Source organism: Chelativorans salis, from assembly GCF_025336525.1.
Taxonomy (GTDB): Bacteria; Pseudomonadota; Alphaproteobacteria; order Rhizobiales; family Rhizobiaceae; genus Chelativorans; species Chelativorans salis.
Window position 1 is genome coordinate 107,518 of record NZ_JAOCZP010000010.1, and the last position, 16,343, is coordinate 123,860.

13 protein-coding genes are annotated in these 16,343 nt (G+C 65.3%); 10 read left to right on the forward strand and 3 right to left on the reverse strand.

Annotation, left to right across the window (positions count from 1 at the left end; genetic code table 11):
* Positions 1–178 precede the first annotated feature (178 nt).
* Together repB and repA are read right to left on the reverse strand one after the other, a co-directional pair.
* Positions 179–1,252, reverse strand: a complete 1,074-nt coding sequence (gene repB, locus N5A92_RS23520; RefSeq protein WP_260906748.1) for a plasmid partitioning protein RepB — start codon at positions 1,250–1,252, stop codon at positions 179–181.
* Positions 1,249–2,508, reverse strand: coding sequence for a plasmid partitioning protein RepA (repA, locus tag N5A92_RS23525; RefSeq protein WP_260906749.1), 1,260 nt, complete (start codon positions 2,506–2,508; stop codon positions 1,249–1,251). Before repA ends, repB begins: the two co-directional genes overlap by 4 nt.
* Before the next feature lie 743 nt (positions 2,509–3,251).
* Here repA and N5A92_RS23530 point away from each other — a divergent pair.
* Positions 3,252–4,499 carry a bifunctional alpha/beta hydrolase/OsmC family protein gene (locus N5A92_RS23530; protein WP_260906750.1) on the forward strand — a complete coding sequence of 416 codons (1,248 nt, stop codon included), beginning with the start codon at positions 3,252–3,254 and terminating at the stop codon, positions 4,497–4,499.
* A gap of 26 nt (positions 4,500–4,525) precedes the next feature.
* On the opposite strand, the gene N5A92_RS23535 is transcribed toward N5A92_RS23530, so the two are convergent.
* The gene (locus tag N5A92_RS23535) at positions 4,526–5,419 is read right to left on the reverse strand and encodes a LysR family transcriptional regulator (protein ID WP_260906751.1); all 894 of its coding nucleotides are present in this window, start codon (positions 5,417–5,419) and stop codon (positions 4,526–4,528) included.
* Between the two features lie 175 nt (positions 5,420–5,594).
* Here N5A92_RS23535 and N5A92_RS23540 point away from each other — a divergent pair, with 175 nt between their 5' ends.
* The 9 genes from N5A92_RS23540 to N5A92_RS23580 all read left to right on the forward strand — a co-directional run bounded on the left by N5A92_RS23540 (position 5,595) and on the right by N5A92_RS23580 (position 16,321).
* The gene (locus N5A92_RS23540) at positions 5,595–6,899 is read left to right on the forward strand and encodes an NAD(P)/FAD-dependent oxidoreductase (RefSeq protein ID WP_260906752.1); all 1,305 of its coding nucleotides are present in this window, start codon (positions 5,595–5,597) and stop codon (positions 6,897–6,899) included.
* Positions 6,896–8,059 (forward strand): NAD(P)/FAD-dependent oxidoreductase, encoded by a 1,164-nt coding sequence (locus N5A92_RS23545; RefSeq protein WP_260906753.1) that lies wholly within the window; start codon positions 6,896–6,898, stop codon positions 8,057–8,059. The genes N5A92_RS23540 and N5A92_RS23545 overlap by 4 nt, the downstream gene beginning before the upstream one ends.
* 29 nt (positions 8,060–8,088) lie before the next feature.
* Positions 8,089–8,802, forward strand: a complete 714-nt coding sequence (locus N5A92_RS23550; RefSeq protein WP_260906754.1) for an SDR family NAD(P)-dependent oxidoreductase — start codon at positions 8,089–8,091, stop codon at positions 8,800–8,802.
* A 47-nt stretch (positions 8,803–8,849) separates the two neighbouring features.
* Entirely contained in the window at positions 8,850–10,391 is a 1,542-nt protein-coding gene (locus N5A92_RS23555) for an ABC transporter substrate-binding protein (RefSeq protein ID WP_260906756.1), read from the forward strand.
* A 304-nt stretch (positions 10,392–10,695) separates the two neighbouring features.
* Complete coding sequence (locus N5A92_RS23560; RefSeq protein ID WP_260906757.1) at positions 10,696–11,637, forward strand: ABC transporter permease; 942 nt, start codon at positions 10,696–10,698, stop codon at positions 11,635–11,637.
* Complete coding sequence (locus N5A92_RS23565) at positions 11,634–12,536, forward strand: ABC transporter permease (protein ID WP_260906758.1); 903 nt, start codon at positions 11,634–11,636, stop codon at positions 12,534–12,536. The genes N5A92_RS23560 and N5A92_RS23565 overlap by 4 nt, the downstream gene beginning before the upstream one ends.
* Positions 12,533–14,329: an ABC transporter ATP-binding protein gene (locus tag N5A92_RS23570; RefSeq protein WP_260906759.1), complete on the forward strand. Its 1,797-nt coding sequence runs from the start codon at positions 12,533–12,535 to the stop codon at positions 14,327–14,329. Before N5A92_RS23565 ends, N5A92_RS23570 begins: the two co-directional genes overlap by 4 nt.
* A gap of 138 nt (positions 14,330–14,467) precedes the next feature.
* Positions 14,468–15,370, forward strand: a complete 903-nt coding sequence (locus tag N5A92_RS23575; RefSeq protein WP_260906760.1) for a LysR family transcriptional regulator — start codon at positions 14,468–14,470, stop codon at positions 15,368–15,370.
* A 111-nt stretch (positions 15,371–15,481) separates the two neighbouring features.
* A complete protein-coding gene (locus N5A92_RS23580) occupies positions 15,482–16,321 on the forward strand; it encodes a putative hydro-lyase (RefSeq protein ID WP_260906832.1) in 840 nt (279 codons plus the stop codon).
* The last annotated feature ends 22 nt before the right edge of the window (positions 16,322–16,343 follow it).

Sequence of the window (16,343 nt, forward strand, 5' to 3'; positions counted from 1 at the left end):
TCACCGGAGCGCGCCGATGCTTGACATTACCGGTCGGAAGTGATTCTTTCAGATTGCTACATCGAAAGGGGCTTCCGGAATGGCGACGTTCTGGGGGCCTTTTTCTTGCGCGGTTTTCCTCTTTCCGTTGGTCCTCGTTTCACTCCATACGCACCGAGGCTCTAGCCCCGGCGATCCCTCAATCCGTCTCGTGGGCCTTCTCCTCGGCAAAGCGTGCGGCGAGCTCCGGCAGGCGCTCTGCTATGTAGCGGGCGAGGCCGGGCTCTACCTTCTCGTCGAATTCGAGCTTCGGCTTCTTCCCCTCGCTGAGCCGGGCGAGCACCCTGCCCTTTTCGTCAGCGATCTGCCGCGGCGCCGTTTTGCCGGACTGTGGCGATCTGGAAAGGCGCGCGACGCGCTCGAAGAGTGAGCGGAAGCGCTCGTCGGTCGGCAGTTTCAGAAAGCTCTCGGAAGTGACCAGATCGTCTGCGATGACGGCCGCCGATTCCCGCTGCAGATACTCCGCCAGCGCCATCCAGCGCTCGCGGCCGGCCTTGGGCGCCGGTCCGATCCCCCGCGCCACCCGCTCGGGCACGGCGTCGGCCACGGCCAGAAGACGTGTGATGTCGGCCTTGTGAACGGACAGCGCACGCTGGGCGATGGCTCGGTCGAAACCGTGGTCTATGAGGGAGCGGGCGAAGAAGGCGCGCTCGATGAAGGAGAGGTTGCGCCGCTCGCTGTTTTCCTTGCCCTGGGCAAGCACCAGTTCCTCGTCGGCAAGCTGGCGCACGACGGCCTGCACCGGGGTCGCCAGCCGAGCGGCAGCGCGCACACGGCGATGGCCATAGGCCACTTGGTAGCGACCGGCCTTCTCCGGGTGCGGGCGCAGGAGCACCGGTACCTGCTGGCCGTTCTCGCGCACGCTCTCCACCAGCGCCTCAAAACCCTCTTCGCCCGTCTCCTCACCGGAAAGCCGGTCGCGCACGGGCGAGGGGTCGATAAGCATCGGGTCGATCGCCACCACATGCTCACCTCTGGCAAGGCTCTCGCGGATGGCACGTGCCTCATCGATGTCGCGCGTCACGCCGTCGAGCGTCAGCCCCATCGCCTTGACCGCACCAGAGGCGCTACGCGGCGGGTTGGCTTTCGTCGGCGACGGGAATGACTTCGTCTCCGGGGCACGGTTCGTTTGCGGCGAGGGGGAGGGGGCATCCTCTCCGGGCAAAGGGCCTCCGCCAAACAGCGCCTTCAGATGGTCCCTGCGCTTGTTCATGCGCCGCCTCCCTCGCCGCGGCCCCAGGCTTCCATAACGAGGCCCTCGATCTCGGAGTTGACAGCTGTCAACGCTTCCATCGCCCGGTCGTAGGTGGAGCGGGTGAAGCTGTCGCGGCCCACCTCGTAAAGCGTCTGCTTGGTCAGACCGGCATCGGAAATCGCCGTTGATTTCACCATCGGCGCCGTCAGCACTCGCTCGCCGAACTGCGAGCGCAGGAAGCCGACAATCTGCGTCTGCGGCCCGTCATTGGGTTCGTAGCGGGTCACCAGATAGCGCAGGAAGTCGAAATTGAGCGTGCCGCCCGCCGCCCGCACCACCGACAAAAGATCGGCGGTCATGAACAGGAACTGGCTCATGGAGGCCACATCCAGCATCTGCGGATGCACGGTGACGATGACCGAGGTGGCTGCACAGAGTGCCGACAGCGTCAGGAAACCCAGCTGCGGCGGGCAGTCGATGACGACCACGTCATAGTCGTCGGCCACGGTGGCAAGAGCTGCCTGGATGCGGGCGAAGAAGAACTCGTCGGCGCCGCTGCCGGCCTGCCGCTCGGCCAGCATGCGCGGCGTCGTGTGCTCGAATTCGTGCAGCTCCAGATTGCCGGGCACGAGGTCGAGGCCGTCGAAATAGGTCTTGCGGACGATCTGCGAAAGCGGCCGCCGCTCCTCGTCATAGCGGATGGCACCATAGAGCGTGTCATTGCCGGAAAGGTCGAGCTCCGGCTGATAGCCGAAGAGGGCGGAAAGGGAGGCCTGAGGATCCAGGTCGACGGCCAGCACCCGGTATCCCGCGAGCGCCAGGTGCTGGGCCAGATGGGCGCTGGTGGTGGTCTTGCCGGAGCCGCCCTTGAAATTGGTGACGGCGATCACCTGCAGATGCTCCGTCTCGAGATCCCGCCATTTCACGTAGGAGCGCGCCTTGGAGAGGTGTCCCTTGGCGCGGGCCTGCTCGGCCAGATACCGGCGCAGCGCGTTGATGTCGGCCAATGAGTAGAACCGCCTGCCGCCGGGGCCCGTGTCCGGCTGAGGCCCATCGCCGGCAATGGAAAGCTGGCGCAGATAGCCATCGGAGACGCCCACGAGCTTGGCTGCTTCGCCGCTCGAAAAAGTGCGTAGCGACTTTTGCGAGGAGGGCGGGAAAACCCGGTCGCGCAAGACGCGAAGCTGCTCGGAAAGCAGCGCGGCGTCGGCGGCGATCCGCTCGTCGGCCGCCATATTAACGCTCGTCGTCCGGTCCACCGCGTTGTCCAACATCAAATTCCCCTCGGGCGCATGGCCCATCCCTTGGCTCATCGGGGGCACCATGCCCACCGGTCCCAATTCTACGCGTACACGAAAGGGTGGGGATAAAACTCCCTCCGTGCCGCCCAACGGACGGCAATCCCTCTACAACCTGCCGCACCCTACCGCGATTCGCCCCCGACGGGCGAGCCACCTACGCCGGCGGCCGCACATGCTCCTTTTCGAAGCCATTACGTCCGGTCGCCGGCATTAACGCAGACAGCCCACAATCTCCGCCCCCGCCATACGGTTACGCCCTCGGCGCCAAAACGCGGTTATTTCCGTAACTATTGGAATGGTGCGTCCCGGATTCGTCAAGAAGTTTTTGGTTAACAAAGGGTTAACAGCTTCCGAGGGTGCGGAAGCCTATGATTCGGCTGGCGGATTCGGGTGGGAGGGGAGGGCGTTGTTCGGGACGCGGTTTCCATCTTCAGCATCCCTGCGCTCACTGGATGGAGCGCCTGCTACCTATCGGTGCCGAGTCGTGAGGAGCGAGTCGCGCTTTATGGATAGAGAGTGGTGTGAACCTGCGGGCCCGGCCGTCGTACCGCCAACTTGGCCATACGCAGGCGAAAAGCAAATCCCGACCAGCGGAAGTAAAGCCGCCAATCGCTTCTGTATATTGCAGCCGTTCCAACCGATGCCGGCTTCGGGCCCGACGTGAAAACCGCCTACGCATGCGGTATGCTTTCCTTCCGATATCGAAAGGCCTTGCCATGACCTCATCGACCCAGCGGCTCGAATTTGCCGGCCACTCCGGCGCCACGCTCGCCGCCCGCCTTGATCTACCGGGTGGGCCGGTTCGCGCCTATGCGCTGTTTGCCCATTGTTTCACCTGCTCGAAGGACCTGGCGGCGGTGCGCAGCATTGCTGCAGAGCTGGCGCGCGAGGGCATCGCCGTGCTGCGTTTCGATTTCACGGGGCTCGGATCGAGCGAGGGGGAATTCGCCTCGACCGATTTTTCCTCCAATGTCGCCGACCTCGTCTCGGCCGCCGATTATCTGCGCGACCACTACCTGGCACCGTCGGTGCTGATCGGCCACTCGCTGGGTGGCGCGGCGGTGCTGGCTGTGGCCAAGGACATTCCGGAAGTGCGCGCCGTCGTCACCATCGGCGCCCCGGCCGATGCCGCCCATGTGCTGAAGAATTTCGGCGCCAGCCTGGAAGTGATCGACAGGCAGGGCGATGCGGAGGTCGATCTCGCCGGGCGCAAGTTCCGCATCGGCAAGCAGTTCGTGGAGGATGTGCGCGCCCAGCGCATCTTAGAAGCCGTGGCGGCGATGAGGAAACCGCTCCTCATCCTGCACGCGCCGCGGGATGAGACGGTGGGCATCGAGAACGCCACGGCGATATTCACGGCGGCCAAGCATCCCAAGAGCTTCGTATCGCTGGACACAGCCGACCATCTTCTCACCCAACACGACGATGCGGCCTTCGCCGCCCGCGTGATGGCGGGTTGGCTTTCACGCTATATCGTCGGTGATGTGCCGCAAGACCGCGTGGCCATCGAGCACGTGCGCGTCTCGGAGACGGGGGCGGGCGCCTACCAGAACACGGTTTTGGCCGGCCGGCACAGGCTGTTCGCCGACGAGCCGGAAAGCGTGGGTGGGCTCGATTCGGGCCCGTCGCCCTACGACTTCCTGTCGATCGCGCTGGGCGCGTGCACGTCGATGACGCTGCGCATGTACGCCGACCGCAAGGGGCTGTCGCTTGGGCGTGTCAGCGTCGACGTTTCGCATGCCAAGATGCACGCCCGCGACTGCGCGGAATGCACAGATGAGGAGCGCGACGGCGGCGCCAGGATCGACCGTTTCGAGCGCGTGATCTCGGTGGAAGGGAAAATCTCCCAGGAGCTGCGGGACAAGCTTGCGGAGATCGCCGGGAAGTGTCCGGTACACCGCACGCTGGAGGCCAAGGCGAAGGTGAGCACGGTGGTGGAAGCCGAAGGCGACGGGGCAGGGTAGGGCGTTCCGGCTGTGAGCGGAGCCACTCAGGCCCGATGCGCATCCGCCAGGGCCTCGAAATGCTCCACCAGCGCTACGCACTCGGCGCCGAGCCTTTCACCGAGCGGCTTGATGATCGAATACTCGAACCGCTCTTCCGCCTCGAACGGCCGCGAGATGCCGCCGAGGCGCACGTGGTCTTCCGCCGTGAAGGGGTCGATCAGCGCGACGCCCAGGCCGCGCAGCACCAAGGCCGAGATGACGATAGAAAGATAGGCACGTATCTTCACCAGCGGCGGTCGGCGCATCTTGGCGAAGCGGCGGTCGAAGAGCCGGCCGGTCATGGTGGAATCGACAAAGCTGACGAAGTCGACGCCGGAAAGGTCGTTGAAGGAGATGATTTCCTTTTCGCCGAGTGGATGGCCTGCCGGGGCGATAAAGCGGTAGGGCAGGGCGCCCGTGCGCACCACATCGATCTCGAACTTGTGCTGCGTGGGGATGCCGAAGCCGATCTGGCATTGCCTGAGCGCCACCTGGCGCACCACGGGCAAGGTGGTCATGGCGAAGAACTCGGCACGGAACTCGGGCCGCTCGGCGTGCAGCTGGGCGACGGCCTGCGGCAATGCTGTGTGGGCGAAAGCCGGGGCGGCGGCGATGCTCAGCGTCGTGCGCTGCCCGCGCTTGATCTGGTCCGCCGCGCGCTCGATCTGCTTGAGCCCCGTAAAGCTGCGCTCGACCTCCAGCCAGAATTCGTGCGCCTCCGGTGTCGCCACCACGCGCCCGCCGTGGCGCGTGAAGAGGTGCAAGCCCGAGCGCTCCTCAAGCTCGCGGATAAGCCGGCTTACGGCTGGCTGCGAGATCAAAAGCTCCTCCGCCGCGCCCGAAACGGTGCCGGTGCGCATTACCTCGCGGAAGGCTTCCAGGGATCGTTGGCTGAGCATGGTTCGTCCTGCCGGTGTTCTGGGATGAGGGGCGTGGTGCAGGCTACAATGGAAGAGCCCGCATTCTTGACTATAAGATTTGGTGATACTCACGTAATGATTCCTTATTTGCCTTATAGCAAGGCCGCCCCTTCACTGACGATGCATTTTCCGGCTCGTGTGAGGGGCATCCGCAGTGGGCGGGATTGATACCAGACAGAACATCGCATCCTTTCCGGCAAGCACCGATGTCATCGTTATCGGTGGCGGGGTGGTTGGCGTTTCCGCGGCCCTGTTTCTCGCCGAGCGCGGCCTCCGTGTGGTCCTTTGCGAGAAGGGACGCATTGCCGGCGAGCAGTCGTCGCGCAACTGGGGCTGGATTCGCAAAATGGGGCGCGACCCGGCCGAGTTGCCGCTGATGATCGAAAGTGCGCGGCTGTGGGCGCGGCTCGTGCCCGAGCTCGGGAATGACATCGGCTACCGGGCGTGCGGCATCACCTATCTGGCCGAGACAGAGGAGCAGCTTGCCGCGCATGCGGCGTGGCTGGAGAAGGTGCACCCGTTCCAGCTCGACACGGCGCTGCTCTCGGCCGCGGAGACCGATGCGCTCCTCGGCCGCGAGGATCGGCGCTTCAAGGGCGCGCTGCATACGCCGTCGGACGCTGCCGCCGAGCCGTCTCTGGCAGTTCCGGCAATGGCGAGGCACGCGGCGAAGCTTGGTGTCACCGTTTTGGAGAACTGCGCCGTACGCACGGTCGAGCGCGCCGGCGGGCGTGTCAGTGGCGTCGTGACCGAGCGGGGGGAGATCGCCTGTCAGGCGGTGATCCTGGCGGGCGGGGTCTGGTCGCGCACCTTCCTTGAAAATCTCGGGCTCGGCCTGCCGCAGCTCGCCGTCAAGTCCTCGGTCTTGAGGACCGCGCCGGCACCGCAGATCAGCCCCGGCGCATTGGGGGCGGCGGGCGCCTCGGTGCGGCGGCGGCTCGACGGCGGCTACACGATTGCGCGCAGCGGGGCGGCGGAGTTCCAGCTCATCCCCGCCGCCTTCCGGCACTTTGGTGCCTTCCTGCCGGTGCTCAGGCAGCGCTGGCGCATCATGAAGATCAGGGCCGGCCGTGACTTCTTCGGGCCCTTGGGCGCGGTGCGCTGGCGCGCCGACGAGACGAGCCCCTTCGAGAAGGTGCGCGTGCTCGACCCTGAGCCGGACGGCAAGCTGCTTGGGGAGGTCATGGCGTCCGCGCGGGCGCTGCATCCGCAGCTTGCCGAAGCCCGCCCTGTGCAGAGCTGGGGCGGCATGATCGACGTGATGCCCGACGAGCTTCCAGTGGTCGACACGCCGCTCGGCTGGGCGGGACTGCTGATTGCGACCGGGCTTTCCGGTCATGGTTTCGGCATCGGGCCAGGCGTCGGCTTGATGGCGGCACAGACCGTCCTCGGCGAGGAACCGCTGGTCGATCCCGCGCCGTTCGCCTTGTCGCGTTTCGAGCGGAGGGCGGCGGCATGAGTGCGCCGGACGTCCTCGTCATCGGCGCCGGCATCACGGGTGCGGCGGCCGCCCTTGCGCTGGCCGAAGCGGGCGCGCGGGTGGAGATCGTCGACCGCTACGGACCGGCGGCTATGGCCTCAGGCTGGACCCTTGCCGGCGTTCGCCAGTCCGGCCGCCACGCCGCCGAGCTGCCGCTTGCGCGGGAGGCAGTGGCATTGTGGCCGGAGCTCGACCGCACGCTGGAGGCCGACACGGGCTATCGCCAGCACGGAAACTTGAGGCTTGCGCGCGATGCAGGGGAGGTCGAAACGCTGAAGGCGCTGGTGGCGGAGCAAAAGGCGGCGGGGCTCGATCTCGCCCTCTTGCCCGATCTTGCCGCCGTGCGCGAGGTGGCGCCGGCGCTGTCGTCTGCGGTGCTCGCGGCGTCATGGTGTCCGACCGACGGGCATGCCGATCCGGTGGCGACGGTTTTGGCCTTTCTCGACCGGGCTGAGCGGCTCGGCGCGCGCGTTTCCATGGGCGAGCGGATCCTGCGGCTCGAGGCGGAAGGCGGACGCGTGACTGAAGCTATCACCGACCGTCGCCGCATCGCCGCCGGCACGGTGCTCGCCGCGCCCGGCATCTTCGTCAACGCTATGCTGGAGCCACTCGGGCTTTCCATTCCCCTGCGCCGGCCGATGGTCACGGTGGTGCGGACCGCGCCCTGCGCACCGCTATTGCGGCCCGTCCTCGGCGTGGCCAATGCGGACATGGCGGCGCGGCAGGAGGTATCCGGACGGCTGCGGGTGACGAGCGGCGCCGAGGCGTGGGCGGGCGCTCTCTCCGAAACCGACAGGGGTCCGGTCGTCCGGCCGACGGCCCGCCAGGTGATGGATGGTATAGGCAGGGTGGCGGCGGTGCTGCCGGCACTCGCCGAGGCCGAGGTGGAGAGCGTGTGGGGCGGTGTGCTCGATCTAACGCCGGACGCGCTACCGGTGGTCGACCGGGCGCCGGGTTATGGCAATCTGGTGGTGGCGGCGGGCTTCTCCGGCCATGGCTTCGGCATTGGCCCTGTTACCGGTCCGCTGGCCGCCGACCTGGCTTTGGGGCGCCGGCCGCGGCTGGCGCTGGAGGCTTTCCGCTTTGACCGCTTTTCGGGCAGCGCCCGGCCGGAAGCGGAGCTCACGCTGCATGGCTGAGCTCATGGAGGGGCAGGGAAGGGGATAGAATGCTCGATCCGAAAGGCCGTGTCGTCATGATCTCCGGCGCCAGCCGCGGCATTGGCCGCGTCATCGCCGAGACCCTGCACGCCAAGGGCTATGCGGTGAGCGCCGGGGCGCGGGACGTGGCGGCGCTTGAGACGGCCCTTGCGCCCTTGGCCGGTGAGCAGCTTCTATGCGCACGCTACGAGGCGGCGGATCGGGAAAGCCATGCCGCCTGGCTTGCCGCGACACTTGCGAAGTTCGGCCGGCTCGACGCACTGGTCAACAATGCCGGCACCTCCAACACCTTCTCCATCGAGGAGGGGGAGGAGGCCGATCTCGACGCCTTGTGGACGATCAACGTCAAGGGTCCGCTCTTCCTCACCCGCATCTGCCTGCCGCATCTGAAGGCCGCGGGCAGCGGGCGCATCGTCAATGTCGCCTCGCTTTCGGGGAAGCGGGTGCGCAACGACAACATCGCCTACAACATGACGAAGCACGCGGTGATGGCGCTGACACACGGCACACGCCGCATCGGCTGGAAGCACGGGGTGCGGGCGACTGCGCTTTGCCCGAGCTTTGTCGCCACCGATCTCACCGCCGGTGTCACCAAAGTAAGCCGCGAGGAGATGATAGAGCCTGGCGATCTCGCCGAGCTCGCCGCCACGGCGATTGCGCTTCCCAACAGCGCGGCGATTGCCGAAATGCTGGTCAACTGCCGGCTCGAGGATACGCTGTAAGGAGCATTCAACGACAAGTCGAACAACAAGGAAGAGAGGTGGAACCAATGAGAAAAACGATCGGATTAACGCTCATAAGCTTGGCCATGGCAGGCAGCGCCCACGCAGCGGGTGAGACGCTGAATGTCGGCATGGCCAGTGCCGATGCCGGCAAGCTCGACCCGCATGTGGCGACGTCGACGCCGGACAAGGGCCTTCTGCACTGGATGTTCAACGGCCTGGTGCGCATCAAGCCGGGCGAGGCGAACCCGGCCGATATCGAGCCCGACATCGCCGAAAGCTGGACCTCCTCCGAGGACGGGCTGACCTGGACATTCACGCTGCGCCAGGATGTCGATTGCCATGGCGATTACGGTCCTCTCGATGCCGAAGACGTCGTCTTCTCGCTCAACCGCGCGGCCGATCCCGACATCTCGGCCTTCGCCGACAGCTACGCGGCTTTTGAAAGCGTGGAGGCGACGGGCGACCATGAGGTGACCATCACGCTGAAGAACTCGGTGCCGAGCCTGCTCGGCCTGCTGGTGCCCTATCACGGGGGCAACATCGTGTGCAAAGATGCCGTCGAGGCGCTTGGGTCCGAGTTCGAGCGAACGCCCATCGGCACCGGACCCTTCATGTTCGAAGAGTATCAGCCGCAGCAATATGTGAAGCTGGTGGCGAACCCGGAATATTTCCGCGGCGAGCCGCACATCAAGGAGATCTTCTACCGCTATATCCCCTCGGATTCCTCGCGCGACCTCGCCTTCCAGTCCGGCGAGATCGACATGATCTACGGCAAGCAGGATCAGACCTGGGTGGAGCGCATTTCCGAGGTTCCCGGCACCAAGGTGGCGGTGATGACGCCGGGCGAAATGTCGGTCATCCACCTCAACATGACGATGCCGCCCCTCGATGACGTGCGCGTGCGCCGCGCTGTCGCACATGCCATCGATCGCGACGCCCTGGTTGCGTTCAAGGGGCCGGACGTGACGCTGGCCGCCGTCTCGCCGGTGCCGGAAGGCAATCTCGGCTACACCGGGGGTGTGCCGACCTATGCGTTTTCGGTGGAGAAGGCGAAGGCCTTGCTGGCCGAGGCGGGCCACCCCGACGGTGTAACCATCAAGGCCATACACACGACGCTGCCCGGCATGCTGACCACCATGGAGGCGGTGCAGGCGCTTCTGCGGGAGGCCGACATCAACCTGGAGATCGAGACGGTGGAGCACGCCACCTTCCATGAACAGATCCGCAAGGATTTGAGCCAGGTGACCCACTATGCCGCTGCACGCTTCCCGGTCGCCGACGTCTATCTGTCGCAGTTCTTCCACTCCGACGCCATCGTCGGCAAGCCGACGGCTGTCGCGAACTTCTCGCACTGCGATGTGGCCGACGAGGAGATCGCCGCCGCGCGCGTTGAGACGGACGACGAGAAGCAGCTCGAACTGTGGGCGGAGGCCCAGCGCAAGATCATGGACGAGGTGTGTGCGGTGCCGCTCGTCCAGAGCCTGCAGCTTTGGGCGTGGAAGGACACGCTCGATCTTGGCGTTGAGGTCAACGGCTCGCTCAACCTGAGCCCGCCGGTGACTGAAGCGGCACAGTTCAGCGAGTAGAGGGCGCCCCTCCGGCACCCTTCGCGCTAGCGGATAGGGCGTTAGCCCCCACTCCGTCTCGCGCGTACCGCGCGATCCACCTTTCCGCCGCGAACGGGGGAGAGGAAACGCCGGCCGCGATGAAGGGTGCCCTTCCTTTCCCCCATCAAATGGGGAGAGGTGGCTTGGCCGAAGACCGAGACGGAGTGGGGGGCAGCACCGGCATATCGGATAGTCTCTCCCTCCGAGGAGAAATCTTTCCGACGGAACAGGGGGACGCCTTGCAAGAAGACATGACAACGACAGGCCTCCATCGGTACACGCCATGACAGCATTCGTCCTCAAGCGGCTCGGCTTCGCCGTCATCACGCTTTTCGCGGTGTTGACCATCGTCTTCTTCATCGTGCGGGTTTTACCCGGCGACCCGGCCATGGCCATTCTCGGCGATCAGGCGAGCCAGGGGGCGCTCAACGCGCTGCGTGCGCGGCTCGGCCTCGATCAGCCGCTTTATGTGCAGTACTTCCAGTTCCTCGGCGGCGTCCTTGTCGGCGACTGGGGTGTCTCCATGGTTTCCGGCCGGCCGGTGATCCAGGAGATCCTGAAGGTGCTGCCGGCGACGCTGGAGCTTACCTTCGTGTCGCTTGTGCTGGGGGCCGCTGTCGGCATTCCGCTTGGTGTGTGGTCGGCGGTCAGGCGCAACAAGCTGCCCGACTACATCACCCGCATAGCCTCGCTTCTGGGGCTGTCCTTTCCGGCCTTCGTCTCGGCGGTGCTGCTTCTGCTGGTCTTCGCCATCCAGCTGCGCTGGTTTCCCGTCATCAGCTCCGGGCAGGGCACGACGCTGTCCGATCGGCTGCGCGACCTGGCGCTGCCGGCGATCAACCTCGGGCTCATCATGGCCGCCTACATCACCCGCGTTTCCCGCTCGGCTATGCTGGAAGTGCTGAACCAGGACTATGTGCGGACCGCGCATGCCAAGGGGCTGGCCTTCGCCACCATCATCTGGCGTCACTGCCTTCGCAACGCGCTGATCCCGGTGGTGACGGTGGTGGGCCTTTATCTCGGCATCCTGATCGGCAATTCCGTGCTCACCGAGATCGTCTTCAACCGGCCGGGCCTGGGCAAGCTCATCATCGGCGCGCTCAACCAGCGCGACTACACCATGCTGCAGGGCATGATGGTGATCTACACGCTGATCGTCGTTTTGGTGAACCTGATCACGGACCTGACCTATGGCCTGATCGACCCGAGGATCAAATACTCATGACCAATGCTGCGACAGCGCCCCTCTCGCGCGCGGCCTATCTGCGCAGTGTCGCCGCCGCCATGGGTGGTGGAATCATCAAGGCCTTCAATGCCAACAAGACCTCCTGGGTCGGGCTCGGTGGGTTCCTCATCGTTGTGCTGCTTGCCGTCCTGGCCCCGGTGATCGCGCCTTACGACCCGCTCGACCAGAATATCCTGTTCCGCCTCAAGCCGCCGTCGGCGGAGCACTGGCTGGGCACGGACTTTTATGGCCGCGACACGCTTTCGCGCATCCTGTGGGGCGCGCGCATCTCGCTTACCATCGGGCTGCTTGCCATCGGCTCGGCCATGGTGATCGGCACACTGATCGGTATGGTGGCCGGCTATTTCGGCGGCCGCACTGACATCATCGTCATGCAGGTGATGGACGTGCTGCTTGCCTTCCCTTCGCTCATCCTCGGCCTGATCGTTGTTGCCATGATGGGGCCCTCCGTCGCCAATCTGGTGATCGCCATCGCGCTGACCGCCGTGCCGCCCTTCGCCCGCATCGCGCGGGCGCCGACCATCGCGGTGAAGAACCGCGAGTTCATCGAGGCGGGCCGGGCGCTCGGCTATTCGGACCTTCGGCTGATGTTCGGCCACATCCTGCCCAACATCGCGCCGGAGATCCTCGTCATGGGCTCGCTGTGGCTGGCGACCGCGATCCGCGTGGAAGCCTCGCTCGCCTTCATCGGCCTCGGCGTCAGTCCGCCGACGGCCACCTGGGGCGGCATGATCCGCGAGGGGTTCGAGAACATCCTGGACAGTTTCTGGCTGGCGCTATTTCCGTCCCTCGCCATCCTCATCGTCGTCTTCGCGCTCAACCTTCTGGGTGACGGGCTGCGCGATGCCATCGACCCGCGGCTGAGGGGTGAGGAATGAAGATGCCTATCCTATCCGTCGAGGGGCTCACCACCTCGTTCCGCGTCGACGGCGAGTGGGTGCCGGTGGTGCGCAATGCCGGCTTTGCCATCGGCGAGGGCGAGACCGTGGCCGTGGTGGGGGAATCCGGCTCCGGCAAGTCGGTCACGGCACTCTCCATCATGCGGCTGGTGCAACAGGGGGTGGGGCGCATCGAGGGTTCCGTCAAGCTGGGCGGCAGAGAGTTGCTCACGCTCGACGATGCAGCCATGCGCGACGTGCGCGGCGGCGAGATCGGCATGATCTTTCAGGAGCCGATGACGAGCCTCAACCCGGTGCTGACGGTCGGTTTCCAAGTGGCCGAGGCGCTGCGCCGGCATCGCGGTATGGATGGGGCGGAAGCCGAGGCCGAGGTGTTGCGCCTGTTCGATCTGGTGCGCATTCCCGACGCCAAGCGGCGCGCCGGCGAGCATCCGCACAGCTTTTCCGGCGGCATGCGCCAGCGCGTGATGATTGCCATGGCGCTTGCCTGCCGGCCGAAGCTCCTGATTGCCGACGAGCCGACAACCGCACTCGACGTGACCATCCAGGCACAGATCCTGGAACTGATCCGCGAGTTGCAGAGCGAGATTGGTATGTCGGTGATGTTCATCACCCACGATATGGGCGTGGTGGCCGAGATCGCCGACCGGGTGGTGGTGATGCTGAAGGGCGAGAAGGTGGAGGAGGCACCCGCCGCCGAACTCTTTGCCGCGCCGAAACACGGTTACACACGGATGTTGCTCGGTGCGGTGCCAAAGCTCGGGGGGCTTGCCGACACGGCCACTCCGCGCCGTTTTCCCGCCATGGCGCAGACGGGCCCCGGCCCGGAGCCGGATGCTGAGCCGGATAGGCGCGGCGATGCCATCCTCGACGTCGAGGGCTTGACGACGCGCTTTGCCATGCGTGGTGGGCTGTTCGGCCGCACCACCGGCTATGTGCATGCGGTGGAGGACGTCTCGTTTGCCGTGCGCGCCGGCGAAACGCTGGCGCTGGTGGGCGAATCGGGCTGCGGCAAGTCGACCACCGGCCGCTCCATCCTGCGCCTGGTAGAGCCGGCGGCGGGCAAGGTGCGCTTTGAGGGGGAGAACCTGATGGAGGCCGATGCCGCACGGTTGCGAGCAGCGCGTCAGCGCATGCAGATGATCTTCCAGGACCCTTACGGCTCGCTCAATCCGCGGCAGACCGTGGGCTCGGCCATCGGCGAGCCGATCCGCGTGCACGGGCTGGCGGTCGGGGCTGAGGTGCAGGAGAAGGTGGCGCGTCTGCTGGAGGTGGTCGGGCTGACGTCGGAGCACGCGCTGCGCTTCCCGCATGAGTTTTCCGGTGGGCAGCGCCAGCGCATCTGCATCGCCCGTGGCCTGGCACTGGAACCGAGCCTGATCGTCGCCGACGAATCCGTCTCCGCACTCGATGCTTCCATCAAGGCGCAGGTGGTCAATCTCATGCTCGATTTGCAGCGCGAACTCGGGCTTGCGTATCTCTTCATCAGCCACGACATCGCCGTGGTGGAGCGGGTGAGCCACCGCATTGCGGTTATGCTTCTGGGCGAGATCGTCGAGATCGGCCCGCGCGATGCAGTGCTTTCAAACCCGCGCCATCCCTATACGCGCAAGCTTATCGAAGCCGTACCGGTGCCCGATCCGGCGACCCGGGGCCGGCGGCGCGGCCTGATCGCAGATGAGCTGCAAAGTCCCGTTCGGCCTGTTGGCTGGACGAGGCCCGAGCGGCGCATGGTGGCCGTGGGGCCGGATCACTTCGTGATGGAGCATTGAGGGTGCCAGCGATCCTACCTGCAATCGGCACGACCATTGCTGGCGCATCCTATCGTTTCCGGTAAGCGGCACCTCGATCTGTTGTCCTGTGCGGCGAACTGGTTCACAAGGTTGGGAGTTTGAGGACGCGGGTATCGGATGTTTGGCTTTCGCGACGTCGAGATCGTACATGCGGTGGTTCGGGCGGGCGGTTTCCGTGCGGCGGCGCAAAGACTCGGCCTCGCGCAGTCGGCGATTTCCGCGCGCATTGCCGCACTGGAAAAGCGGCTGGGTGTCAGGCTGTTCGACCGGGTGGGCCGCCAGGTTCGGCTGTCGCCTGCCGGGCGCCGTTTCCTCGAAGAGGCGGATCGTCTCGTGCATAGCCGCGATCGGATCGTCCAGGAGATCACGCAGACGAGCGGGCTTAATGGCACCGTGCGCATCGGTGTTGCCGAGACCATCGTCCATACGATCCTGACGGAAATGCTCAAACTGCTTCGGCGCGAACATGCCCATGTCCGTTTCGAGCTCTCCGTCGATACGTCCGAACAGCTTGCTCACAAGCTTGTGGAGGATGAGATCGACGTTGCCATCCTGCTCAGGGACCTGCAACCGCGGGATGTGGTGGCCGCGCCGCTACGGCCCATCGAACTGGCCTGGTACGCTTCGGATCGCCTGCCAACGCCAGCCGCGCCTCTAACCCTGGCGGAACTGGCTGCCCACCCCATCGTCACGTTCCCCAAGGGGACGCCGCCTTACAAGCAGGTTGAGCGGCTCTTCGCCGGGTCCGTTGGCGATGCGCCAATTCTTCATGGCTCGGCGTCGCTCTCCACCGTGCTTCATCTCGTTGCGGACCAGTTCGGCATTGGCGTTCTGCCGTGTCGAATGGCGACGTCTCATCAGCTCGGCGCCGCTGATCACATACAACAACTGAAAGTGGAGCCCCGCGCAGCGCCGGAGGACCTGAATTTCGTGGTGGCGTACTTCCCCGAGCGCAATCGTGAGGCGGGTCGTATCATCAGCGAAGCGGCGTTAGAGGCCGATCAAATTGATCTTTTATAGAGATCGATAACTCCACAAAATGATCAGTTGACAAGATCATTTAAGTTTGGAATCCCTTTTCAAGATAGTGGAAGGGGACAGAACGTTTTGGCGTCAACGCATTTCCAGCCGATGGTCTCGAAGGCCGGCCAGCAGACATTCGGCTCGGCTTGCGCCTTGCGCCGGGCAGTTCGTGCGGGACTCATGCGGAGCGACACCGCTGGAAAGGCGCCCGGCTATCTGCAGGGCAACCTGGCCATCCTGCCGAAGGCTTTCGCGCCCGATTTCCTCCTCTTTTGCCATAAGAACCCGAAGCCGTGTCCCGTCATCGGCATCGGCGAGGCCGGTTCGCCGGCGCTGCCCCAACTGGGCGATGACATCGACATAAGGATCGACGTGCCCGGCTACCGCGTATTTCGCGGCGGCAACGATTTCGAGAGCGCCGAAGACCTCAAGGAGATGTGGCGTGATGATCTCGTCACCTTCGTTCTCGGCTGCTCTTTCTCTTTCGAGGAGGCACTGGCATCGGCCGGGATACCGGTGCGGCACATCGATGCCGGGCGCAACGCGCCGATGTACATGACGTCGATAGACACCGTTCCGGCGGGACCCTTCAAAGGCCCGCTGGTCGTCAGCATGCGTGCCTTCAAGCCTACCGATGCGATTCAGGCCGTTCTGCTTTCTGCGCGCCAGCGGCTGGCCCATGGCGCACCGGTTCACATCGGCGATCCCGCGCAGATCGGCATCGCCGATATCATGCGCCCCGATTTCGGGGACACACCCGTGATGGAGGAGGGCGATATCCCGGTTTTCTGGGCCTGTGGGGTCACACCGCAGATCGCCATACGCACCTGCGGTGCCGACCTCGCCATCACCCATGAGCCCGGCCACATGCTGGTGACCGACATTCCCGCCGAGGCGGCGGAGAACCGTCTTTCCGGCATCGGCGCGGCGCTCGCCATAAACAGATAAACGAACCAACAGGGGAAAGAGC

Bases quoted from the DNA above. Each gene is read 5' to 3' on its own strand.
- repB (WP_260906748.1), bottom strand. From the start codon at position 1,252: ATGAACAAGCGCAGGGACCATCTGAAGGCGCTGTTTGGCGGAGGCCCT.
- repA (WP_260906749.1), bottom strand. From the start codon at position 2,508: ATGTTGGACAACGCGGTGGACCGGACGACGAGCGTTAATATGGCGGCC.
- N5A92_RS23530 (WP_260906750.1), top strand. From the start codon at position 3,252: ATGACCTCATCGACCCAGCGGCTCGAATTTGCCGGCCACTCCGGCGCC.
- N5A92_RS23535 (WP_260906751.1), bottom strand. From the start codon at position 5,419: ATGCTCAGCCAACGATCCCTGGAAGCCTTCCGCGAGGTAATGCGCACC.
- N5A92_RS23545 (WP_260906753.1), top strand. From the start codon at position 6,896: ATGAGTGCGCCGGACGTCCTCGTCATCGGCGCCGGCATCACGGGTGCG.
- N5A92_RS23550 (WP_260906754.1), top strand. From the start codon at position 8,089: ATGCTCGATCCGAAAGGCCGTGTCGTCATGATCTCCGGCGCCAGCCGC.
- N5A92_RS23555 (WP_260906756.1), top strand. From the start codon at position 8,850: ATGAGAAAAACGATCGGATTAACGCTCATAAGCTTGGCCATGGCAGGC.
- N5A92_RS23560 (WP_260906757.1), top strand. From the start codon at position 10,696: ATGACAGCATTCGTCCTCAAGCGGCTCGGCTTCGCCGTCATCACGCTT.
- N5A92_RS23565 (WP_260906758.1), top strand. From the start codon at position 11,634: ATGACCAATGCTGCGACAGCGCCCCTCTCGCGCGCGGCCTATCTGCGC.
- N5A92_RS23570 (WP_260906759.1), top strand. From the start codon at position 12,533: ATGAAGATGCCTATCCTATCCGTCGAGGGGCTCACCACCTCGTTCCGC.
- N5A92_RS23575 (WP_260906760.1), top strand. From the start codon at position 14,468: ATGTTTGGCTTTCGCGACGTCGAGATCGTACATGCGGTGGTTCGGGCG.
- N5A92_RS23580 (WP_260906832.1), top strand. From the start codon at position 15,482: ATGGTCTCGAAGGCCGGCCAGCAGACATTCGGCTCGGCTTGCGCCTTG.